At 52.3% G+C, this 21,322-nt stretch carries 21 protein-coding genes; 12 read left to right on the top strand and 9 right to left on the bottom strand.

Going from position 1 to position 21,322, the window contains the following annotated elements; translation table 11 throughout:
- Positions 1-10 precede the first annotated feature (10 nt).
- Together aat and infA are read left to right on the top strand one after the other, a co-directional pair.
- A complete protein-coding gene (gene aat / locus KKH3_RS07935) occupies positions 11-715 on the top strand; it encodes a leucyl/phenylalanyl-tRNA--protein transferase (RefSeq protein ID WP_039357841.1) in 705 nt (234 codons plus the stop codon).
- 113 nt (positions 716-828) lie between these two features.
- Positions 829-1,047 carry a translation initiation factor IF-1 gene (infA, locus tag KKH3_RS07930; protein WP_002211347.1) on the top strand — a complete coding sequence of 73 codons (219 nt, stop codon included), beginning with the start codon at positions 829-831 and terminating at the stop codon, positions 1,045-1,047.
- Between the two features lie 159 nt (positions 1,048-1,206).
- Here the strand turns inward: infA and clpA are convergent, their stop codons facing one another.
- Positions 1,207-3,480, bottom strand: a complete 2,274-nt coding sequence (clpA, locus tag KKH3_RS07925) for an ATP-dependent Clp protease ATP-binding subunit ClpA (protein WP_039357838.1) — start codon at positions 3,478-3,480, stop codon at positions 1,207-1,209.
- Positions 3,481-3,509: 29 nt separating this feature from the next.
- Positions 3,510-3,830, bottom strand: coding sequence for an ATP-dependent Clp protease adapter ClpS (gene clpS / locus KKH3_RS07920; protein ID WP_010306375.1), 321 nt, complete (start codon positions 3,828-3,830; stop codon positions 3,510-3,512).
- Between the two features lie 422 nt (positions 3,831-4,252).
- On the opposite strand from clpS, the gene cspD reads away from it, so the two are divergent.
- Positions 4,253-4,474: a cold shock-like protein CspD gene (cspD, locus tag KKH3_RS07915; protein ID WP_039357835.1), complete on the top strand. Its 222-nt coding sequence runs from the start codon at positions 4,253-4,255 to the stop codon at positions 4,472-4,474.
- Between the two features lie 110 nt (positions 4,475-4,584).
- On the opposite strand, the gene KKH3_RS07910 is transcribed toward cspD, so the two are convergent.
- Positions 4,585-6,249, bottom strand: coding sequence for an ATP-dependent endonuclease (locus tag KKH3_RS07910; protein ID WP_039357832.1), 1,665 nt, complete (start codon positions 6,247-6,249; stop codon positions 4,585-4,587).
- A gap of 311 nt (positions 6,250-6,560) precedes the next feature.
- Here KKH3_RS07910 and KKH3_RS07905 point away from each other — a divergent pair, with 311 nt between their 5' ends.
- The 4 genes from KKH3_RS07905 (at position 6,561) to KKH3_RS07890 (ending at position 12,090) form a co-directional block, all read left to right on the top strand.
- Positions 6,561-7,460, top strand: coding sequence for a LysO family transporter (locus KKH3_RS07905; protein ID WP_039357829.1), 900 nt, complete (start codon positions 6,561-6,563; stop codon positions 7,458-7,460).
- A gap of 189 nt (positions 7,461-7,649) precedes the next feature.
- Positions 7,650-9,302, top strand: coding sequence for a hydroxylamine reductase (hcp, locus tag KKH3_RS07900; RefSeq protein WP_039357827.1), 1,653 nt, complete (start codon positions 7,650-7,652; stop codon positions 9,300-9,302).
- 139 nt (positions 9,303-9,441) lie between these two features.
- Positions 9,442-10,467, top strand: coding sequence for an NADH oxidoreductase (gene hcr, locus KKH3_RS07895; protein WP_039357824.1), 1,026 nt, complete (start codon positions 9,442-9,444; stop codon positions 10,465-10,467).
- A gap of 186 nt (positions 10,468-10,653) precedes the next feature.
- Positions 10,654-12,090, top strand: a complete 1,437-nt coding sequence (locus KKH3_RS07890; RefSeq protein WP_039357820.1) for a DUF2867 domain-containing protein — start codon at positions 10,654-10,656, stop codon at positions 12,088-12,090.
- On the opposite strand, the gene KKH3_RS07885 is transcribed toward KKH3_RS07890, so the two are convergent.
- Positions 12,087-12,914, bottom strand: coding sequence for an N-acetylmuramoyl-L-alanine amidase (locus KKH3_RS07885; RefSeq protein ID WP_039357819.1), 828 nt, complete (start codon positions 12,912-12,914; stop codon positions 12,087-12,089). The two genes, KKH3_RS07890 and KKH3_RS07885, sit on opposite strands and share 4 nt — an antisense overlap.
- A gap of 45 nt (positions 12,915-12,959) precedes the next feature.
- A complete protein-coding gene (locus KKH3_RS07880; RefSeq protein WP_005967367.1) occupies positions 12,960-13,283 on the bottom strand; it encodes a heavy metal-binding domain-containing protein in 324 nt (107 codons plus the stop codon).
- 196 nt (positions 13,284-13,479) lie between these two features.
- Here KKH3_RS07880 and artP point away from each other — a divergent pair, with 196 nt between their 5' ends.
- The 5 genes from artP (at position 13,480) to artJ (KKH3_RS07855) (ending at position 17,333) form a co-directional block, all read left to right on the top strand.
- Entirely contained in the window at positions 13,480-14,208 is a 729-nt protein-coding gene (artP, locus tag KKH3_RS07875) for an arginine ABC transporter ATP-binding protein ArtP (RefSeq protein WP_280513637.1), read from the top strand.
- Positions 14,209-14,228: 20 nt separating this feature from the next.
- Positions 14,229-14,960, top strand: coding sequence for an arginine ABC transporter substrate-binding protein (artJ, locus tag KKH3_RS07870; RefSeq protein WP_039357813.1), 732 nt, complete (start codon positions 14,229-14,231; stop codon positions 14,958-14,960).
- Between the two features lie 11 nt (positions 14,961-14,971).
- On the top strand, positions 14,972-15,688 hold the full coding sequence (artQ, locus tag KKH3_RS07865) for an arginine ABC transporter permease ArtQ (protein WP_039357810.1): 717 nt from the start codon (positions 14,972-14,974) through the stop codon (positions 15,686-15,688).
- A complete protein-coding gene (gene artM / locus KKH3_RS07860; protein WP_039357808.1) occupies positions 15,688-16,356 on the top strand; it encodes an arginine ABC transporter permease ArtM in 669 nt (222 codons plus the stop codon). The genes artQ and artM overlap by 1 nt, the downstream gene beginning before the upstream one ends.
- A 245-nt stretch (positions 16,357-16,601) precedes the next feature.
- On the top strand, positions 16,602-17,333 hold the full coding sequence (gene artJ, locus KKH3_RS07855) for an arginine ABC transporter substrate-binding protein (protein ID WP_039357805.1): 732 nt from the start codon (positions 16,602-16,604) through the stop codon (positions 17,331-17,333).
- 284 nt (positions 17,334-17,617) lie between these two features.
- On the opposite strand, the gene rlmC is transcribed toward artJ (KKH3_RS07855), so the two are convergent.
- The 4 genes from rlmC to potH form a co-directional block, all read right to left on the bottom strand.
- Positions 17,618-18,751, bottom strand: coding sequence for a 23S rRNA (uracil(747)-C(5))-methyltransferase RlmC (gene rlmC, locus KKH3_RS07850; RefSeq protein ID WP_039357804.1), 1,134 nt, complete (start codon positions 18,749-18,751; stop codon positions 17,618-17,620).
- Positions 18,752-18,875: 124 nt separating this feature from the next.
- On the bottom strand, positions 18,876-19,328 hold the full coding sequence (locus KKH3_RS07845; RefSeq protein WP_039357803.1) for a YbjO family protein: 453 nt from the start codon (positions 19,326-19,328) through the stop codon (positions 18,876-18,878).
- Positions 19,329-19,510: 182 nt separating this feature from the next.
- On the bottom strand, positions 19,511-20,356 hold the full coding sequence (gene potI / locus KKH3_RS07840; protein ID WP_039357800.1) for a putrescine ABC transporter permease PotI: 846 nt from the start codon (positions 20,354-20,356) through the stop codon (positions 19,511-19,513).
- Positions 20,353-21,318, bottom strand: a complete 966-nt coding sequence (potH, locus tag KKH3_RS07835) for a putrescine ABC transporter permease PotH (RefSeq protein ID WP_039357797.1) — start codon at positions 21,316-21,318, stop codon at positions 20,353-20,355. The genes potI and potH overlap by 4 nt, the downstream gene beginning before the upstream one ends.
- Between the last annotated feature and the right edge of the window lie 4 nt (positions 21,319-21,322).

Below are 21,322 nucleotides of genomic sequence, written 5' to 3'. Positions count from 1 at the left end.
CGTTTAAAACATGCGTCTATATCAGCTTTCGCTTCAATCGCTTCAGTTCCCTGATCCGAACCAGGCGCTGGATGACCCTAACGGCCTGCTGGCCGTTGGCGGCGATCTCTCCGTTGCCCGCCTAAATGCGGCTTACCGACAGGGCATTTTCCCCTGGTACTCCCCCGGTGAACCTATCTTATGGTGGTCTCCGAATCAGCGTGCGGTTCTGTTTCCCGGCGAATTTCATCTCAGCCGCAGCATGAAAAAATTCCTGAAGCGCCATACTTTTCATGCCACGCTCAATCAGGCATTTGATGATGTCATCCACGCCTGTGCGCATGAACACCATGATGGTACCTGGATTACGCCAGACATCATTTCAGCTTATCGCCAGCTTCATCAGGTTGGGAAAGCACATTCCGTCGAAGTGTGGCACAATGGCACACTGGTTGGTGGATTATATGGTATTGAACAAGGGCGATTATTTTGCGGTGAATCCATGTTCAGCCGCATGGATAACGCCTCAAAATATGCGCTGTTGGCGTTTCAACAGCATTTTATTCACCACGGCGGTCATTTGATTGATTGTCAGGTGTTAAATTCCCATACGGCGTCACTGGGCGTGAGTGAAATTCCCCGCGAACGCTTTCTGCAACAGCTTTTTCAGTGGCAGGATATTGCCGTCGATGACCGTTGTTGGCTACCACAACAGCTCGCCGAACCGACGCGGTGATAGAAGAAAGCGTGTAAATAACGCTCCAAACGTGAACGCTTCTTTACATAATGTCGGTTTTTCGGCATTATCTTGCGGTTAAAAAATAAAGGTAGTTAGACCTAGAGGATTCGATGGCCAAAGAAGACAATATTGAAATGCAAGGCACCGTGCTTGATACGCTGCCCAACACCATGTTCCGCGTTGAATTGGAAAACGGGCACGTGGTTACCGCTCATATCTCCGGTAAAATGCGTAAAAACTATATCCGCATCCTGACGGGTGACAAAGTCACTGTAGAGTTAACCCCGTACGACCTGAGTAAAGGCCGCATTGTCTTCCGCAGCCGTTAACCGGTTAGCTCATCGCTGGTATTAGCGATATATGAGGATGTGACTCCCTCCCCAGCCCTTCCCTTCATGGCAAGGGCTTTTGTTTTTTGGAGAGACTCTCGCGAAAGGATGTAAAAAAGGGATGCCTCAGCATCCCTCTTAGATAACACGCGATATTGATTAATTAACGCTTTCTGCTTTCCGCTTCTGTGCGCTCTGGAAGCCGTAAGTCAACTGTTGCGTCTCTTTATCCAGTTCCACTGTGACGGAGCCACCGTCCACCAGCGAACCAAACAGCAGCTCGTTGGCCAGCGGTTTCTTGAGGCTTTCCTGCATCACGCGTGCCATTGGTCGGGCACCCATTGCTTTGTCGTAGCCTTTCTCTGCCAGCCAGTCGCGCGCTTCATCGCTCACTTCCAGCGATACGCCTTTCGCATCCAACTGCGCCTGAAGTTCTACGATAAACTTATCGACAACCTGCTGAATGACATCGGTCGACAAATGGTTGAACCAGATAATGCCATCAAGACGGTTACGGAACTCCGGCGTAAACACCTTCTTAATTTCTTCCATCGCATCAGTACTGTTGTCCTGATGGATGATGCCGATGGATTTACGCTGGGTTTCCCGCACGCCCGCATTGGTGGTCATGACGACAATGACATTGCGGAAATCCGCTTTACGGCCATTGTTGTCCGTCAACGTCCCGTTATCCATCACCTGCAACAGCAGGTTAAAGACGTCAGGATGCGCTTTTTCGATCTCATCCAGCAGCAGTACCGCATGAGGATGCTTAATCACCGCATCTGTTAACAGACCGCCTTGATCGTAGCCCACATAGCCGGGAGGCGCGCCAATCAAGCGGCTAACCGTATGGCGTTCCATGTATTCGGACATATCAAAGCGCAGCAGTTCAATATCCAGCGCTTTTGCCAGCTGTAATGTCACTTCCGTCTTACCGACACCGGTAGGACCCGCGAACAGGAAGGAACCGACGGGTTTACGCTCCTGACCCAGCCCTGCTCGGCTCATCTTGATAGACTCAGACAGGGCTTCGATTGCTTTGTCCTGCCCAAATACCAGCATTTTCAGGCGGTCGCTGAGATTTTTCAGCACATCGCGATCGCTGGCTGAGACGGTTTTTTCTGGAATACGAGCGATACGAGCAACAACCGATTCGATGTCACTCACATTGACCGTTTTCTTACGCTTGCTGACCGGCATCAGACGGCTGCGCGCACCGGCCTCATCGATCACATCAATCGCTTTATCCGGCAGGTGGCGATCGTTGATATATTTAACGGCCAGCTCCACCGCGGCACGCACCGCTTTCGACGTATAGCGAACATCATGGTGAGCCTCATATTTCGGCTTCAAACCATTAATGATTTGTATGGTTTCTTCCACGCTCGGTTCAGTGATATCGATTTTCTGGAAACGACGCGCCAGCGCCCGATCCTTTTCAAAGATATTGCTGAATTCCTGATAGGTGGTAGAGCCGATAACACGAATCTTGCCGCTGGAAAGCAGTGGTTTAATCAGATTAGCGGCATCGACCTGACCACCGGATGCCGCGCCAGCGCCGATAATCGTGTGGATTTCATCAATGAACAGAATACTGTTTTTATCCTGCTCCAACTGCTTCAACAGCGCCTTGAAGCGTTTTTCAAAATCACCACGGTATTTGGTGCCTGCCAGCAGCGCACCGATGTCCAGCGAGTACAGAGTGCACTCCGCCATGACTTCCGGTACATCGCCCTGCACAATACGCCAGGCCAGCCCTTCAGCAATCGCGGTTTTCCCAACGCCGGATTCGCCAACCAGCAGCGGGTTATTTTTACGGCGACGACACAATACCTGAATAGTGCGCTCCAGTTCCTTATCCCGGCCAATGAGCGGATCGATACCGCCAACGCGAGCCAGTTGATTCAGATTGGTGGTGAAGTTTTCCATACGATCTTCCCCTCCTGCCTGTTCTTCATTGACGGGACTTTCAGGGTTTGGCGCCTGATCGGATTCTTCTTTACGCGTGCCGTGAGAAATGAAATTCACGACATCCAAACGGCTGACGTCATGTTTGCGCAACAGGTAGGCGGCCTGAGATTCCTGCTCGCTAAAAATCGCAACCAGAACGTTGGCGCCAGACACTTCGCTGCGGCCGGAGGACTGCACGTGGAAGACGGCGCGCTGGAGTACGCGCTGGAAGCTGAGCGTGGGTTGCGTTTCGCGCTCGTCGTCACTCTGCGGTAATGTTGGTGTGGTTTGCTCAATGAACGCTTCCAGTTCCTGGCGCAGGGCGGCTAAATCTACCGTGCAGGCTTCCAATGCTTCACGGGCGGCAGGGTTACTGAGCAGAGCCAACAGCAGGTGCTCCACGGTCATAAACTCGTGTCGGTGCTCACGCGCTCTGGCGAAAGCCATGTTGAGACTGAGTTCCAGTTCTTGATTGAGCATAGGCACCTCTCCCAATAAATCGCCTGACTTCAGGCTTTTTCCAGCGTACAGAGCAGCGGGTGCTCGTTTTCTCTGGCATAACGATTGACTTGTACGACCTTGGTCTCAGCCACTTCAGCGCTAAATACGCCACAAATCGCTTTACCCTGATAATGCACAGTTAACATAAGCTGCGTTGCACGTTCAATATCATAAGAAAAGAACTTTTGCAGAACGTCAATAACAAATTCCATCGGGGTGTAATCATCGTTATTTAACACCACGTTATACATGGAAGGCGGCTGCAATTTTTCTTTCTGTTTATCGGTGGTCAGGTTCTCAGATTGTGACCACGTACTGTTGTTTCCCATTCTCTATCCACATCATGTAACGAATATCGCGACTCACGACATTGGTCTGTTTATTCCTAATAGATCCGAGAAGCAGGAAATGAACGCCTGCGACTTGAAAGATGACGGGTATCTCTACATTTACAGTAGCACGTCTGCTTTTTATTTTACCACCTGAGGGAGTAAATGGTTCCCGGAAAGCAAAATTCAAGGTCTGTAACCGATATCTTGATAGCGCAACGCGTCCGTGGATTCATGAATAGCGTTATCTGCATCAAACTTTGGCAAACTGCCCTCCTCACCGCGCGGTGGATCGCTTGACGCCGAGATCGATTTCACTAAAGTGTACGAATGAATTGATGAGGTTTTAATCAATTCGTATTTGTAGTAACCAAATAACCACACCTTACTAAAAAGAATACTCTTGCGAAGGATGTCAATGCATGGAGACAGGTACTGTTAAATGGTTCAATAATGCCAAAGGGTTTGGTTTTATCTGTCCAGAAGGGGGCGGTGACGATATCTTCGCGCACTACTCAACCATTCAAATGGATGGCTACCGGACTCTGAAAGCCGGACAGATTGTCAGGTTTGATGTTCATCAAGGGCCGAAAGGCAATCACGCCTGCCTGATCGTGCCGCAAATCGCCGAGGCCGCATCCTGACCCCTGCTATACCCTACACCTCTACTCAGAACACGCTACGCTAAACCATAAAATGACTATAATGCGACAAATGCCGTTCGATACACCGAACGGCATTTTTTTATCATGAATTAATCAGCACGCCCGCGTGCCAACCACAGTACGCGGGAGAACATGCTGCGAATAAGCGGTGGAATTGCCTCGCTGCCCATCGCCGCGGCTTCCATCGCCACTTCAATTGCCAGATCGGGCTTGGATGAACGATGGATAGCCTTGATGATGATTTTATGCATCGAGAGCGGCACTTTTTCCGGCAGTTGCGCGATGCGGTGATAAACATGGCTGAACCCCTCACGATACATGTAGTGTTCCATGTCCGATGCGGGCAAGACGGTCAAATGGTCGCGCTCACGCTCGTCCTGTGCGGTTAACATGCTTTTCGCCGTCGCGGCATATTTTTTCCCCGCGTCGTCGCCATCGACTAGCACATGCCATTCAATCCCCATACGACGTGCAAACCTCAATAATGGCCGAAGCCCAGACTGGGCAAACTCGATCACTTTTACCCCTTCCGCCTCAAAATGGTGCCCACATTGGCGCGCCAGTTCATTCAGCATCCAGACTTCGGTTTCCCCTTCCACCAGCAGCCAGCAGCGGGCGAAGAGTGAGGAAGGCCTATTCATACGAATATGAAACGCAATACGTCGACTATCTTCCGCATTCATCCCCTGACGGCCAATACGGTACGTCGCAACCCGTGAGGATTCCCGCACCAGACGGCACACCTGTTCCATCGGCACCAGCGACAACAGCTCTCCCGAGTTCGTTGTCGTGACTTTTTGAAGCGGCAATTGCGTCAGAAGCCCCCAGGCGACAGATAGCATAATCGGGTGCAACCGGGTTTCGGGGTCTTCAATCAGCAAGAGCGGACGCGCATGAGGATCCAACACAACCGATCCTTTCGCCTGTAACAGCGTAGAAAACAATTCCAGCAGGATAATGCGGCGACTACGGCTATTTGGATCGGCAATCAGACGGTTAATGTTGTCCAGCGATCGCCACGATTTACCGTTGTGTGTTCGCGCATGTCGATGATGGCGTCGGTCATTGCCCGTGGCGCTTTGCTCGGAAAAATAGTGCTCCAACAGTTGCCGCATCGCCACTAACCCCTGACGCAACTCTTTATCCGTCAGCTTCTGCGGATTCTGCACCAGTTCGCGCATCAGTTGTTCAAACTGCTGGGCCAGCTTTTCATTACTGTTATCTAACGTCGCAGCCAGCGTCCCGGAGCGCAGGCGCCGCATAAAACGTGCGTCGCGCAGCCGCAACACCGGATGCAGGCGGATAATCTCTCTGGCCAGCTCATCAATATCATCCAGCGGTATCGGGTGCCCGTCAGCGTCCAGAAAGCTGCGCCAGGTGAAGACTGACTGACTTTCGTCCACCTCACCTTCCAGCCGATAAAAAACGCGGTAGAGCGACGCTTCCCCCTCTATCCAAACGGGGCTCAGCGAACGGTAGCGAGGGGAAAGATGATGGCCGGGTGCCGTCTCGCAAAACGTGAAAATAATCTGAAGATGCTTTTCCCGACTATTTTCATCCCCCGGCGTGAAGTGAAAATCCTGCATATCAAAATGATAAAGCGGCAATGTCGGTGCCAACAGCAGCGAGAGCGCATCCAGCAGGCTGGATTTCCCCCAGGCATTCTCACCAATCAGTACATTGTTCTCGTCCAGCGTCAGCGACAGACGATTGATTCCCCGAAATCCCAGGATCTCAATACTTTCCAGATGCATCCTTCTCTCCTGTAGCAACTGCCTGCGAGTTTCTGCTGCAAAAACGCTCACCGTATAGAATATCCTGCCAGACAGCGCTTTACTCACCCCGATAATTTGTTTAATTTTAATAGATTATCGTTTTTCTTCCCGCCAAGTGTAGCCGATGAATCCCACGATGTTGTTAACGAACGGTTTGTGTTTCCGCCGTGCCGATATCTATCGGGGTAGAAATGAAGAAGAAAAGCCTCATTGTTTGACTACGGCAACCCTCGCCAATCCTAAAATACGGGTTAGCGCCGTTTTTCTCGCGTAAGGACATCAATTCTGTGATGTATTCAGGATTATTAATTATTTTATTACCGCTCATCATTGGCTATCTGGTACCAATGCGCGGCAAAAAAGCATTACAGCTGATTAACCAACTACTGAGTTGGATGGTGTACGTTATTCTGTTTTTGATGGGCATCAGCCTGGCCTTTCTGGAAAATCTCAGCAGCAATTTGTTACTGATCTTCCGCTACACTGCCGTCTTCGCATTCTGTATTGTCGCGGCAAACGGCATTGCCCTGTGGCTGTGGGAAAAACGCAGCGCGTGGCGTAGCAAGTATAGAGATGAGGCTCCGCCTTCCCGACTGCGAATGATCCTTGAATCGTTAAAACTCTGCGGCGTGGTATCCGGTGGTTTCCTGCTGGGCTTAACGCAATGGCCGGGATTCACCTACGCCAGCAAAGGCAGCGAATATGCACTGATCTTCCTGCTCTTTTTGGTCGGTGTTCAACTGCGTAACAGCGGGATGACGTTGCGCCAAATTGTCTTAAATCGTCGCGGTCTGGTTATTGCACTTATCGTCGGGATTAGCGCGCTCGGTGGCGGCCTGCTTGCCGCATGGATTCTGGGGCTGCCGCTGAAAACCGGTCTGGCGATGGCATCCGGCTATGGATGGTATTCCCTGTCAGGCATTCTGCTGACCGATGCCCTCGGGCCCGTCATCGGCAGCACCGCGTTTTTCAACGATCTGACTCGCGAGCTACTGGCAATTATGCTGGTTCCCGTGTTGGCACAACGTAATCGCTCCTGTGCGTTAGGCCTTTGCGGTGCAACCTCGATGGATTTCACGCTACCCGTCTTACAGCGCAGCGCGGGTATCGACGTCGTGCCTGCGGCTATCGTACATGGTTTCTTATTAAGCCTAGCGGCACCCATACTGATGGCGCTCTTTTCTTCATAAGCGCACGCTAAATACCGTTCTCCCCCCTCGTTTATGGGCTGTGATTGAGAGTGATTTTCATTGCCCATCACCAAATTTGCGCTAAATCAAATTTACCTAAAGTTGCAGTAAAAAAGCCTTTTTACCTACCTCGGCTGACACTATGCTTTAAACAAGCATTTTAAATGCAACTTAAAAAAGGAAGTCATTATGTTTTGTGTGCAATGTGAACAAACGATTCGTACCCCTGTTGGAAACGGCTGCTCTTACGCGCAGGGCATGTGCGGCAAAACCGCAGAAACCTCCGATCTGCAAGACCTGCTGGTTGCTGTGCTGCAAGGGCTTTCTGCCTGGGCGCTGAAAGCGCGCGAGCTGGATATCATCGATCATGATGTCGACAACTTTGCGCCACGCGCCTTCTTCTCGACGTTGACCAACGTTAACTTCGATTCCCAACGCATAATTGGCTACGCACAGGAAGCCATTACACTGCGTGAGTCTCTGGCTGTTCGCTGCCGCCTGCACGATGCCACCGCGACCGTGGATCACCCAATGGCAGCCCTGCAACTGGCTGGTAACGATATTCCGACCTTACTGCAACAGGCGGCGGATTTTGCGCTGGACAGCGATAAGGCCAGCGTGGGCGACGACATTCACGGCCTGCGTATGCTCAACCTCTACGGACTGAAAGGCGCGGCGGCCTACATGGAACATGCCCACGTTCTCGGTCAGTATGACAACGCGATTTATGCCGAATATCATGCCTTCATGGCATGGCTGGGTACTCAGCCATCCGATGTTGATACCCTGCTGAACAACGCCATGGGCATCGGCAAAATGAACTTCAACGTCATGGCGATCCTCGACCATGGCGAAACCAATGCTTACGGTCATCCACAGCCGACCTCCGTTAACGTCCGCCCGATTGCGGGTAAAGCGATTCTGATTTCCGGTCATGACCTGAAAGACCTGCGCATGCTGCTGGAGCAAACCGAAGGCACTGGCGTGAATATTTATACTCACGGCGAGATGCTGCCTGCGCACGGTTACCCAGAGCTGAAAAAATTCACGCATCTGGCGGGTAACTACGGCAGCGGTTGGCAGAACCAGCAGACTGAGTTTGCCAAATTCCCTGGCGCAATCGTCATGACCTCTAACTGCATTATCGATCCAAACGTAGGTAACTATGGTGACCGCATCTGGACGCGCAGCATCGTTGGCTGGCCAGGCGTGAACCACCTGGAAGGCGACGATTTCAGCCCGGTCATCAAACAGGCACAGGGGCTGGCGGGTTTCCCCTACAGCGAAATCGAGCACATGATCACCGTCGGCTTTGGTCGTGAAACGCTGCTGAGCGCCGCGGATACCGTCATCGATTTAGTAGCACAGAAAAAACTGCGCCACGTCTTCCTGGTTGGTGGATGTGACGGTAGCCGTGAAGAACGTAGCTACTTCACGGACTTTACGCTGAACGTTCCGCAAGACTGCCTGATCATGACGCTGGCCTGCGGTAAATACCGTTTCAACAAACTGGACTTCGGTACGCTGGAAGGCCTGCCACGTCTGCTGGATGTCGGCCAATGTAATGACGCCTACGCGGCAATTATTCTGGCCGTGAAACTGGCGGAAAAATTGGGCTGCGGCGTGAACGACCTGCCGCTGAGTCTGGTGCTGTCCTGGTTTGAACAGAAAGCGATTGTCATCCTGCTCACCCTGCTGTCCCTCGGCGTGAAGAATATCTACACCGGGCCGACGGCTCCGGGCTTCCTGACGGACAACCTGCTTGCCATTCTGAACGACAAATTCGGTATGCGAGCGATTACCACCGTTGAACAGGACATGAACACCATTCTGGCCGCTTGATGAATTAATGCGGACGGAGGAGCGCGTTCCTCGCCACGCAGCGTGAGGTGTCGGCATTGATGCCTCACGCTAAGCCCGCGGTCTTATGGGCTGCCATTTTTACACGCTTCACCGTACCCGTTTGTTATGGAGATTGATTATGACCATGCCCGCACTACAGATTGGGCCGACACCGCTGTGTTCTAACCGCATGCAGGTACACTCGATTACTCAGGAAACACCGGATGTCTGGACGATTTCACTGGTTAATCATGATTTTTATCCGTATCAGCCAGGTCAGTATGCGTTAGTCAGCATTGCCAACAGCGCGGAGACGCTACGAGCCTATACAATTTCTTCGTCACCGGGTCTCAGCCGTTTTATCACGTTGACGGTAAGAAGGCTGGACGACGGTGTCGGCTCTCGCTGGCTGACCCAAGCGCTGAAAGTCGGTGATTATCTGTGGCTATCCGATGCACAGGGCGAGTTTACCTGTGCCAACGCCGTCAGCGATCGTTACCTGATGGCGGCGGCAGGCGGCGGCGTCACGCCGATTATGTCGATGTGCCGCTGGCTGCTGGCAAACAAACCGCAAACCGATATCCACGTTATTTTCAACGTGCGCAATCCGCTACAGGTGATTTTCGCCAAAGAATGGCAGGATCTGGTGCAGCGTTATCCACAGCAACTGCATCTGACGCTGATGGCAGAGTTTGACGCGGCGCCCGGCTTCCTCTCTGGACGTATCAGCGGCGACCTGTTGGTCGAACAGGTGCCGGATATCGCCAGCCGCACCGTGATGACCTGCGGCCCGGCACCGTACATGAACCAGATTGAAACCCTGAGTCAGCAGCGTGGCGTTGCCTCAACCCGCATCTTCAAAGAACAGTTCCGCCCGGCAGATGAAGTACTGGATGAAGATGCCGATCAGCTCACGCTGACCATCAGCCGTCCGCTGAAAAACCTGCGCGTTCCGGTCGGCATCAGCCTGCTGACCGCACTGGAAGCCAATAAGGTGCCGGTTGTCGCCGCCTGCCGCGCCGGTGTTTGCGGGAGCTGTAAAACCCGCGTGCTATCCGGTCATTACACCACCAGCAGTACCATGACGCTAACACCAGCCGAGATCGAACAGGGCTATGTTTTAGCCTGTAGTTGCCAGCTGCAAGGCGACACCGTTCTGGCCTGATACGCCCGCGTTTTACCCCCTTCTGTTCGGTAGCTTCGGCTATCGGGCAGGTAGGTCATGTTAAATTGCGCTTGGTTCCAGGCGAGTCGTAATCCTATACTTTTCATCGTTTTTTGCCCTTTCCCCCTTTGTCTTTTCCCGATTATAGTAAGCCATGGTTAACTTTTGCTGTGGAGCCGCTGGCACATGACATCCCCCTCAGCCCCAATCCTGATTCTGGGCGCAACTGGCTACATTGGCCGCCATTTAACCGAACGATTAAGCAAACAAGGCAAGCGAGTCATCGCTGCTGGTCGGAATACTGAATCCCTCGCGTCACGGAATTGGCCCGGCGTCGACTGCCAACAGGTTGATCTCGCTAAGCCAGAAAGCCTGCCTGATGGTCTGTGGGGAGCGGAAACGCTCTATTATCTGGTGCACAGTATGGGCGACGGTGCGGACTTCGTGGCAAGAGAGCGGATGACCGCCATGAATCTGTTATTAGCACTGGCCTCGAGCCGCGTAAAACAGATTATCTATCTGGGATCGCTTCAAGCGAAAGACGATACCTCACCGCATATGCAGGCACGCCAGATCACGGGAGATGTTTTACGCAGCAGCGGTATTCCCGTTACAGAGCTGCGTGCGGGTATTATTATCGGTACCGGTTCGGCGGCGTTCGAGATCATGCGCGATATGGTCTATAACCTGCCGATACTGACACCGCCGCGCTGGGTGCGATCTAAATCGTCCCCCATTGCACTGGAAAACCTGCTGGTGTATCTGATCAATATCGCGCAGCACCCCGCGACAGAAAACCGCATCATGGATGCCGCAGGCCCCGAATATATCAGCTACCAGACCATGTTCGAGCGTTTCATTCAGATCAGCGGCAAGCGCAGAGTGCTGATCCCCGTTCCCATGCCAACACATCTGGTGTCCGTCTGGTTCTTGCATCTGGTGACATCGGTTCCCCCGTCTATCGCCCGCGCACTGATTCAGGGGTTAAAACACGATTTACAGGCCGATGGACGCGAACTCCAGACATTGATCCCACAAACGCTAATTAGCTTTGATGACGCCGTGCGCTTCACGCTGCAAAGCGAAATGGAGAGCGTGCAGCAGGCCGACTGGGGCGATGACACCGAGGTGCGCGCACGCTGGAAGCCAAATTACGGTTTTTACCCTAAACAGGCGGGTCATACGATAGAGACATCTGCTTCCAGTCAGGCACTCTGGCAGGTCATTCAGCAGGTCGGCGGAAAAGAAGGCTATTTTTATGCGAATACGCTGTGGAATATCCGTGCCCGGCTGGACGATCTCTGCGGCAACAGCGTGATTTACGGACGCCCTGAGCGTCCGACACTGGAAGTGGGTGACAAGATTGACGGTTGGAAGGTTATCTCGATCAAGCCACAGCGTCAGCTGGTGCTGCTATTTGGCATGAAAGCGCCGGGGCTGGGTAAACTCAACTTTACCATCACGGACAAAGGCACTCATCGAACCGTTGATGTCCGCGCCCGCTGGCACCCTTCCGGGTTCAACGGGCTGGTCTACTGGTTTCTGATGATGCCCGCCCACTTATTTATCTTCCGCGGCATGGCGGCACGTATTGCGAAACTGGCAGAGAAGGAAACGGTTTAGCGGCTGCCGTATTTCTCCAGCAGCGCATCAACAATCGCCTCACTCTGCGCATCTGGCTGGCCTTGATAATTTTCAGGGCGGAAATGCATCTGGAAAGCGGCAATCACCTGTCGCTTTTCACGCGCCGTCATCGCGTCTTGTACCGAATAGCCATAGCGCCCCAGTTTTTCCAGCAGAACCGCTTCATCCACCGGCTGCATCGGCAGTCTTCCGTTCAAATAGAACGCAACCCGCGGCGCATCTGGCCAGGCACCAATGCCTGCTTGCGCTAGCGCCTGCCAAGGGAACAGCGGTCCAGGGTCTTGTTTGCGCTGTGGGGCAATATCGCTGTGCGCCACCACGTTCTGCGGGGCAATCTGATAGCGATCGACAATATCGCGGGCGATCGCGGTCACGAGCTGAATCTGCGAGGCGGTAAACGGCTCCCACGTATAGCCTGTTAGGGTGCGCTGATAACCCGCGTTTTCGATCTCAATACCAATCGAAGAATTATTCAGCCGACTAAACCCGCGCCAGCTACTGGCTCCCGCATGCCAGGCAGCCTGAGATTCAGGCACCAGTTGCCAGGCAAGCGGCTTGCCACGCTGCAAAGGCGGGTGTGCTGGGATCAGATAATGGGCGCTAACGTGCTCATCCGTCAGAATATTCAGAGAGGTAGCAAAATCTTCCGCCGTGTAGTGAATCACCAGAAAGCGGATACGGGGCTCCTGCGCCCGCGACTGCACTGCGGTCTCCAGTACATAATTATTCTGTTCTTTCAGCGAAGAAGCGGATTGGCAACCCGCCAACAGCCCCAGCGCTATGCAGACGATCCATTTCAACATCGTTATTCCACTATTGTGCTTGTTTTCCGCCAGATACTTCACCTGCTAGCGGCGAACCTTTACCGCCGTACCGCTGACGGTCACCATCAGCATACTGCCGTCCTTCCCGACGGTTTCATAGTCAAGATCGATGCCCACAATGGCGTTCGCTCCTAAATCTTCGGCTTGCTCCTGTAACTCTTTGAACGCAATCTGCCGCGCCTTACGTAGCTCCTTCTCATAGGCACCAGACCGGCCGCCAACGACATCGCGGATGCTGGCAAAAAAATCCCGGAAGATGTTTGCGCCAAGAATGGCTTCGCCAGTCACAACACCACAATATTCAGTAATGGTGAAGCCTTCCAGATTCGGCGTAGTGGATAATTGCATCTCGTCTCCTTTCACTGTGTTTTAGTGTCAATGCCAGCGCTACTGATGGGAAAGCACGTGCTCAGCCGTAAGTCGCTATTTTGTGCTATTATTTAACCAACAAATCGCTTATTGGCAAATTTTAACCCCCGGTGATTGCATAACTATTCTGCCGACGTTAACATTCGCCGCATCAATGTCTATTCAATTCTTACGCATGAGTATTCAACTAAACGGCATTAACTGTTTCTACGGCACATACCAGGCGCTATTTGATATCACCCTCGATTGTCCTGCGGGTGAAACGCTGGTGCTTCTTGGTCCCAGCGGGGCAGGAAAGAGCTCGCTGATACGCGTTCTTAATCTGTTGGAAATGCCACGTTCTGGCAAGCTTTCCATCGCCGGTAATCAGTTTGATTTTCAGCGCACGCCATCCGACAGCGCGATCCGTGAGTTGCGTCAGAACGTCGGAATGGTGTTCCAGCAATATAATTTGTGGCCGCATTTGACCGTGGTGCAAAACCTGATTGAAGCGCCCTGCCGCGTGCTGGGGCTGAGTAAAGAAGAAGCCAAAGCGCGAGCGGACAAACTGCTGACGCGCCTGCGCCTCAATGACTTTGCCGATCGCTTCCCTCTCCATCTTTCTGGTGGACAGCAACAGCGTGTCGCGATTGCCCGTGCGCTGATGATGGAACCTCAGGTTCTGCTATTTGATGAACCCACTGCCGCGCTGGATCCAGAGATTACAGCTCAGGTCGTCAATATCATCCGTGAATTAGCGCAAACCGGCATTACGCAGGTCATCGTTACTCATGAAGTCGAATTTGCCCGTAAAACGGCCAGCCGGGTGGTTTATATGGAAAACGGCCGCATCGTTGAACAAGGGGATGCGACGCACTTTACCCAGCCGCAGACGCCTGAATTCGCTGGTTATTTATCACATTGATTACTATCAGGAAAATGATAATGAAAAAGTTGATTGTTGCAGCCTTATTCGCCGTTAGTGCCGCCTCTGCTCATGCTGCGGACACCATCCGTTTCGCGACCGAAGCCTCCTACCCTCCGTTCGAATTTGTCGATGCCAATAACCAGATCCAAGGTTTTGATATCGATCTGGCTAATGCTCTGTGCAAAGAAATGCAGGCAACCTGTACGTTCAGCAATCAGGCATTTGACAGCCTGATCCCCGGCCTGAAATTCCGTCGTTTCGAAGCCGTCATCGCGGGAATGGATATTACGCCTGAACGTCAACAGCAGGTGTCATTCACCCAGCCTTACTATGACAACTCCGCTCAGTTTATTGCCCAGAAAGGGAAAGTTGCTGATATCGCCGCGCTGACAGGCAAACGCGTTGGGGTACAAAATGGTACCACCCACCAGAAGTATCTGATGGAAAAGCATAGCGATATCAAAACCGTCCCTTACGACAGCTATCAAAATGCGGTGCTGGATCTGAAAAATGGTCGTCTGGATGCCGTGTTTGGTGATACCGCTGTGGTCAACGAATGGTTGAAGCAGAACGATGCGCTGGCAACCCTTGGTCAGAAAGTGACAGATAAAGGTTACTTCGGTATCGGTCTGGGCATCGCCGTGCGCCAGAACAACGATGAGCTGCTGAAGAAATTCGACGATGCACTCAACAAAATTAAACAGGATGGCACTTACGAGACCATCTACAAAAAATGGTTCCAGCAGTAATCTGACGCTCAATGATTGAATTTCAACCTCTTGCAAGCGCCGCCGGGATGACCGTCGGCCTTGCCGTTTGTGCACTGGTGCTCGGCCTCGCGCTGGCGATGCTGTTCGCCGTTTGGGAAACTGTCCGCTGGAAAGCCGTTAGCTGGACGGGAACCGCCGTCGTGACGCTGTTGCGCGGCCTGCCAGAAATTCTGGTCGTGCTGTTCATCTATTTCGGCTCTTCTCAGTTGTTAATGATATTGGCAGACGGCTTTACTCTGAATCTCTTCATCGTGCAGATTCCGGTCAAACTGGATATCGGCATGTTTGAAATCAGCCCATTCCTGTGCGGCGTGATTGCGCTGGCGCTGCTGTATGCTGCTTACGCATCCCAAACGCTACGCGGCGCGCTGAAAGCCGTCCCGCAAGGGCAATGGGAATCGGGTCAGGCGCTAGGGCTCAGTAAATCCGCAATCTTTTTCCGTCTGATCATGCCGCAAATGTGGCGTCACGCCCTGCCTGGATTAGGCAATCAGTGGCTGGTATTGCTGAAAGATACCGCGCTGGTGTCGCTGATCAGCGTGAACGATTTGATGCTGCAAACCAAAAGTATTGCGACACGGACGCAGGAGCCCTTCACCTGGTACGTTGTCGCGGCGGCGATCTATTTGATTATTACGCTGTTAAGTCAGTATGTGCTGAAACGCATTGAACTGCGCACTACGCGTTTTGAGCGGAGGCCTTCCTGATGCTCGCTTATTTACCTGAGCTAGTAAAAGGCCTGCATACCAGCCTGACTTTAACGGCCGTTTCCATCGTCGTAGCGCTGGTGCTATCACTACTGCTGACTGTTGTGCTGACGCTCAAAACGCCTGTCATATCACTGTTGGCGAAAGGCTACATTACGCTGTTTACCGGTACACCGCTGCTGGTGCAAATCTTCCTGATTTACTACGGGCCCGGACAGTTTACTTCTATCCAGCAAATCCCTTGGCTATGGAACCTGCTTTCGCAGCCGTGGCTGTGTGCGATGGTGGCGCTGGCGCTCAACAGTGCAGCGTATACTACGCAGCTGTTCTATGGTGCGGTAAAAGCGATTCCTGCTGGACAGTGGCAATCCTGTGCGGCGTTGGGGATGGATCAGAAGCAAACATTACGCATTTTGCTGCCGTTTGCGTTTAAGCGTGCGCTGTCTTCTTATTCAAATGAAGTGGTGCTGGTGTTTAAGAGTACATCACTGGCTTACACCATCACGCTGATGGAAGTCATGGGCTACAGCCAACTGATGTACGGCCGGACGTATGACGTAATGGTGTTTGGTGCCGCAGGGATCATCTACTTGTGCGTCAACGGGTTACTAACGCTATTGATGCGCTGGATTGAGCGTCGCTCACTGGCATTCGAGCGCCGTAATTAATCCTTATCGCATTTATCCGCACCTTATCCACTTAGAAAGCAGGCTTTGATAGCCTGCTTTTTTATGGCGTGCCATCCCTGACCGCCCCCTTACAGGTCATTGCCTGCTGATGTAAAAATATGCAGAAAATCGACTCAATAATCATTTTAATTGCATACAAATTCAATCAGTGGCATGGTAACTGCCATGCTGTCGGAATCCTTCCGCACATATATTTATCAATATAAGAAAAACAGGAGTAGGTAATGAAAAAATTAGTGCTCGCCACGTTACTGGCAGGAATTGCCTTCAGCGCCACCGCCGCAGACACCATCCGTTTTGCGTCATCAGCCACCTACCCACCATTTGAGTCGCTGGATGCCAGTAACGAAATCGTCGGTTTCGATATGGATCTGGCGAAAGCGCTGTGTAAGCAAATGCAAGCGACTTGTACGTTCACCAATCAGGCGTTTGACAGCCTGATCCCTGCACTGAAATTCCGCCGCTATGACGCAGTGATTTCCGGTATGGACATCACGCCAGAGCGTAGCAAGCAGGTCGCGTTCACACAGCCTTACTATGCCAACTCAGCCGTGGTTATCGCGCAAAAAGGGAAATTCAGCGACTTCGCTGCGATGAAAGGCAAACGTATCGGGATGGAAAACGGCACCACGCACCAGAAATACATGCACGATAAGCACCCGGAAGTGCAAACCGTTTCTTATGATAGCTACCAGAACGCGGTACTGGACCTGAAGAATGGCCGTATTGATGGCGTATTCGGGGATACCGCCGTCGTCAACGAGTGGATTAAGACGAACCCTGAACTGGCAACGGTTGGCGAACATGTGACTGACGCAGAATACTTCGGCACCGGACTGGGCATCGCCGTTCGTCCCGATGACAAAGCACTGCTGGAGAAGTTGAATAAAGCGCTGGATGCCATCAAAGCTGACGGCACGTATAAAAGCATTAACGACAAGTGGTTCCCGCAATAAGATCCACTTAGCGTAACGCGGTGTGATACACCGCGTTACGCTGTCGATAAAGTGTGTAGAGCGGTGATAATGGATAGATCGTAAAGACGCTGTAAATACGTCCATGTACGCTCGGATTGCGCCATCCATGGCGCAAACGCTTTACTCTTCTATTCCATTATCACCGTTCTCGTTCCGCAAATAGTTTTATCAATACGGTTCTACGGTTCTACGGTTCTACGCTTCCACTTTTTACGCCTTTTATAGCAAATCCCACAAAGCATTCAGATGTCCTGACTTTTGTCCTAGTCATCAATGCGCTTCAGTAACGTCAGCACTTCGTAGTGCGCCGTATGCGGGAACATATCGAACAGTTGTACGCGCAGCGCACGGTAATTCGCCAATTCCGTCATATCTTTCGCCATGCTTTCAGCGTTACAGCTGGAATAGAGAATATAGTCTGGTGCCATGCGACTCAGGTAGGCGCACAGTTCGCTGCCGATACCGCGGCGCGGCGGATTGACCAACACCAGATCGGGAATTTCCGCTTTACCTGTAGCAAACTGTGTTGAATCCAACGCCTGAAACTCCACCTGAGTTAAACCGAGCTGCTCAGCAGAACGACGCGCACAGGCTATCGCCTCAGCACTGATTTCAATACCCGTCAGACGCATCTCAGATGACACACAGTGCAGGCCAAACCCGCCTACCCCGCAAAACAGATCCCACATGCTGGTAATAGTTAATTCTGCCACCCACTCGCGTGCCGTCGCATACAGCGAGGCTGCCACCTGCGGGTTCGTCTGGAAAAAGCTTTGCGGACGGATATACAGCGGCACCTGATTGAATTGTTCAGCCAGCGCGGCTGCGTCACTCAGGATAATCTCCGTCTTCCCTTCCATAATCGCCTGATGCACAGGTTGAATGTTGGCGGATATGACCTCAAGCTGGGGCAACTGCTGCTGTATCCATGGCAATGCAGTTCGCAGCTGCGCCAGCTTGGTTTCCGAGCGCAAGACAAAGCGCAGCATGAACGTACCGTGCTGCGTACTTTCCGTCAGCAGCAAATATTTCAGTTCCCCACGGCGGCGCTCCACGTTATAAGGCGTCAACCCCGCACGGGCGATGAACACTTTAAGCACGTCAAAAACTGGCGCGAAGCTAGGCGGATAAAGCGGGCAGTCGCAGAGATCCACCGCCGTTCCATCGCGATGCAGCATCCCCAGCAGCGGGCGTTCCACGCTACCACTCACCACCATTTTGGCTTTATTACGAAAGGCAGACTGCGTAGAAGGTTGCACGGGCAACCAGCGCTGCACAGCATGTGATTGCAGCAAATCTTCAAGATGCTGTTGCTTATCAGACAATTGCTGCGGGTAGGCTTTTTCCAACCATTGGCAGGAACGACAGGTTCCCGTACTGTAGCGGGCACAATGCATAAAAATCTAACTATTAAAATAATACGGAATGCGGGGATTATATCACTCTGGCGGCGTCACCCTGCGACCTTTTGCTGATTCATGGTGACGCCAGTTGCCAGATTAGCTCATAAAAGAAAATTGCCTATTTCTGCCGCAGAAAAAAGCGCTTACTGCGCCGTGGCAGAAACAGTAAAACAATCACCAGAAAATCCGGGATCTTTTGCAGCAGGAGTTGATGCAGCACGGCAGCGTTGTTCTCTCCTGAGATATGAAATATCGCCGGCATAAATTCACTGAACGATGCCAGCAGCAGGTAACACACGACAACGGTCTGACAGACCACATAACCCCATCGCCCCCAGTTCACACCGGCCAAAACGGCAAAACCACAGCGAATTTCAACACCGACAATCATCAGCGATAGTAATAACACCAGCGTTGAATCCCAGGCTTCCGCGTTGCTGCCAATCCAGCCGCTCAAATCGCTGAGCCCTAACTCCCACACCAGTAGCAAAATTCCCAGGAATCGGGTAGCAATAATCGCAATCCCCGCCACCATCACCGGCACCGGGGCATAAACTTTGCGTTGTGTCATTTCCTTCTTCGTGTACAGAATTTCAACGCTCTCCCTTCCTGCGGCGTTTACCCGCCAAAAATACAGCACCAATATAGAATCCGATGCCAATATATACCCTATATAAAACAGCAACGCCCCCATACTCTGGCGGCGTTGCTGGAAATCTTCGCTAGGCTAACAAACTACGATGAGAAATCGAATCAGCCGCGTCTCGCTTTTTGCATATCACGATAACGCTGCTTCTCTGCTCTCGCCATAAACCACCAAGCAATAAACCCAATAATACCAACGACTAACAATATCAGGGAAGCCAATGCGTTAATTTGTGGATTAACGCCCATTCTGACGCTGGAGAACACCAGCATTGGCAACGTTGTCGAGCCAGGCCCTGCGACAAAGCTGGCGATAACCAGATCGTCCAGCGACAGCGTAAACGCTAGCAGCCAGCCGGAAAGCAGTGCGGGAGCAATCATCGGCACGGTGATAATGAAGAACACCTTGAGCGGATTCGCCCCCAGATCCATCGCGGCTTCTTCAATCGAACGATCAAGCTCACGCAGGCGAGCGCTGATCACCACGGTGACATAGGCGGTACAGAACGTGACGTGCGCCAGCCAGATGGTGAACATGCCTCGCTCTGCTGGCCACCCAATGGCATGCCCTAGTGCAACAAAGAGTAACAGCAGCGACAGACCGGTAATGACATCTGGCATGACCAGCGGTGCTGTCAGCATAAAAGCAAATCCATTGGATCCACGGAAACGGCCAAAACGCACCATGACCACGGCGGCGATCGTCCCAAGAATCACAGCCATCGTTGCCGAGGCGGCGGCAATCGTCAGGCTCAGGAGCACCGCGCTGATCATCGCCGTATTGTGGAACAGTTCGACGTACCAGCGTGCTGACCAGCCAGCCCATACGGTCACCAGCTTGGAACTGTTGAACGAGTAGATCACCAGCATCAGCATCGGCGCATAGAGGAACGTAAAGCACAGCACCAAAATCACAATACGCCACGGTGAGCGAACGACAGGTAAATTATTCACGCTTCACCCTCCGCCGTTTTACTCTGATGTTTGTGGAACCAGATAATCGGCATAATCAACAGTAGCAGCATGACGACGGCAACGGCAGATGCCACAGGCCAATCGCGGTTATTAAAGAATTCCTGCCACAGAATACGGCCAATCATGATGCTGTCTGGCCCGCCGAGCAGTTCTGGAATCACGTACTCCCCTACCGCAGGGATGAAGACCAGCATTGAGCCCGCAATAATTCCGCCTTTCGTTAAGGGAACGATCACGCTGAAGAAGGTTTTCAGCGGTCGTGCGCCTAAATCCAACGACGCTTCCACTAACGAATAGTCCAGACGCATCAGCGCGGTATAGATCGGCAACACCATAAACGGCAGATAGGAATACACGACACCGATATACACCGCCAAATTGGTGTGCAGAATGACCAGCGGTTCATCGATCACGCCCAGCCACAGCAGGAAATTATTCAGGATACCGTTATTTTTCAGAATCCCCATCCAGGCGTAGACGCGAATCAGGAATGATGTCCACGATGGAAGAATCACCAGCAACAACAGGATATTACGCGTTGACGGTTTACTGTGCGCCACCGCCCAGGCCAGCGGGTAGCCGATGAACAGACAGCACAGTGTCGACACGGCTGCAACCTGAAGCGATTGCATATAGGCATCGAAATACAGCGGATCGTCCAACAAATGCAGATAGTTCCCAAGGTTCAGGGAAATATCCAGCTTGCCGTCCAGCCACGAGACCAGATCGGTATAAGGCGGGATCGCCCGCGCCATCTCTGCAAGACTGATTTTGAACACGATCAGGAACGGCAGCATGAACAGCAGCAGCAGCCACAGATACGGCAGCGCGATGACCAGCTTGCGCCCATGTTTTTGACGCCAGCGTGCCATCAGCACACGGAGCCAGAGTCTGGCCTTGCCCGGTGGTTCCGCCGTGTTATGTTCGGGAAATAGAGTCATGACA

This window comes from Pectobacterium actinidiae (assembly GCF_000803315.1).
Taxonomy (GTDB): Bacteria; Pseudomonadota; Gammaproteobacteria; order Enterobacterales; family Enterobacteriaceae; genus Pectobacterium; species Pectobacterium actinidiae.
Note: the sequence above shows the minus strand (reverse complement) of the source record. Positions and strands in the feature narration are given on the sequence as shown.

Bases quoted from the DNA above. Each gene is read 5' to 3' on its own strand.
- aat (WP_039357841.1), top strand. From the start codon at position 11: ATGCGTCTATATCAGCTTTCGCTTCAATCGCTTCAGTTCCCTGATCCG.
- infA (WP_002211347.1), top strand. From the start codon at position 829: ATGGCCAAAGAAGACAATATTGAAATGCAAGGCACCGTGCTTGATACG.
- clpA (WP_039357838.1), bottom strand. From the start codon at position 3,480: ATGCTCAATCAAGAACTGGAACTCAGTCTCAACATGGCTTTCGCCAGA.
- clpS (WP_010306375.1), bottom strand. From the start codon at position 3,830: ATGGGAAACAACAGTACGTGGTCACAATCTGAGAACCTGACCACCGAT.
- cspD (WP_039357835.1), top strand. From the start codon at position 4,253: ATGGAGACAGGTACTGTTAAATGGTTCAATAATGCCAAAGGGTTTGGT.
- KKH3_RS07910 (WP_039357832.1), bottom strand. From the start codon at position 6,249: ATGCATCTGGAAAGTATTGAGATCCTGGGATTTCGGGGAATCAATCGT.
- KKH3_RS07905 (WP_039357829.1), top strand. From the start codon at position 6,561: ATGTATTCAGGATTATTAATTATTTTATTACCGCTCATCATTGGCTAT.
- hcp (WP_039357827.1), top strand. From the start codon at position 7,650: ATGTTTTGTGTGCAATGTGAACAAACGATTCGTACCCCTGTTGGAAAC.
- hcr (WP_039357824.1), top strand. From the start codon at position 9,442: ATGACCATGCCCGCACTACAGATTGGGCCGACACCGCTGTGTTCTAAC.
- KKH3_RS07890 (WP_039357820.1), top strand. From the start codon at position 10,654: ATGACATCCCCCTCAGCCCCAATCCTGATTCTGGGCGCAACTGGCTAC.
- KKH3_RS07885 (WP_039357819.1), bottom strand. From the start codon at position 12,914: ATGTTGAAATGGATCGTCTGCATAGCGCTGGGGCTGTTGGCGGGTTGC.
- KKH3_RS07880 (WP_005967367.1), bottom strand. From the start codon at position 13,283: ATGCAATTATCCACTACGCCGAATCTGGAAGGCTTCACCATTACTGAA.
- artP (WP_280513637.1), top strand. From the start codon at position 13,480: ATGAGTATTCAACTAAACGGCATTAACTGTTTCTACGGCACATACCAG.
- artJ (WP_039357813.1), top strand. From the start codon at position 14,229: ATGAAAAAGTTGATTGTTGCAGCCTTATTCGCCGTTAGTGCCGCCTCT.
- artQ (WP_039357810.1), top strand. From the start codon at position 14,972: ATGATTGAATTTCAACCTCTTGCAAGCGCCGCCGGGATGACCGTCGGC.
- artM (WP_039357808.1), top strand. From the start codon at position 15,688: ATGCTCGCTTATTTACCTGAGCTAGTAAAAGGCCTGCATACCAGCCTG.
- artJ (WP_039357805.1), top strand. From the start codon at position 16,602: ATGAAAAAATTAGTGCTCGCCACGTTACTGGCAGGAATTGCCTTCAGC.
- rlmC (WP_039357804.1), bottom strand. From the start codon at position 18,751: ATGCATTGTGCCCGCTACAGTACGGGAACCTGTCGTTCCTGCCAATGG.
- KKH3_RS07845 (WP_039357803.1), bottom strand. From the start codon at position 19,328: ATGACACAACGCAAAGTTTATGCCCCGGTGCCGGTGATGGTGGCGGGG.
- potH (WP_039357797.1), bottom strand. From the start codon at position 21,318: ATGACTCTATTTCCCGAACATAACACGGCGGAACCACCGGGCAAGGCC.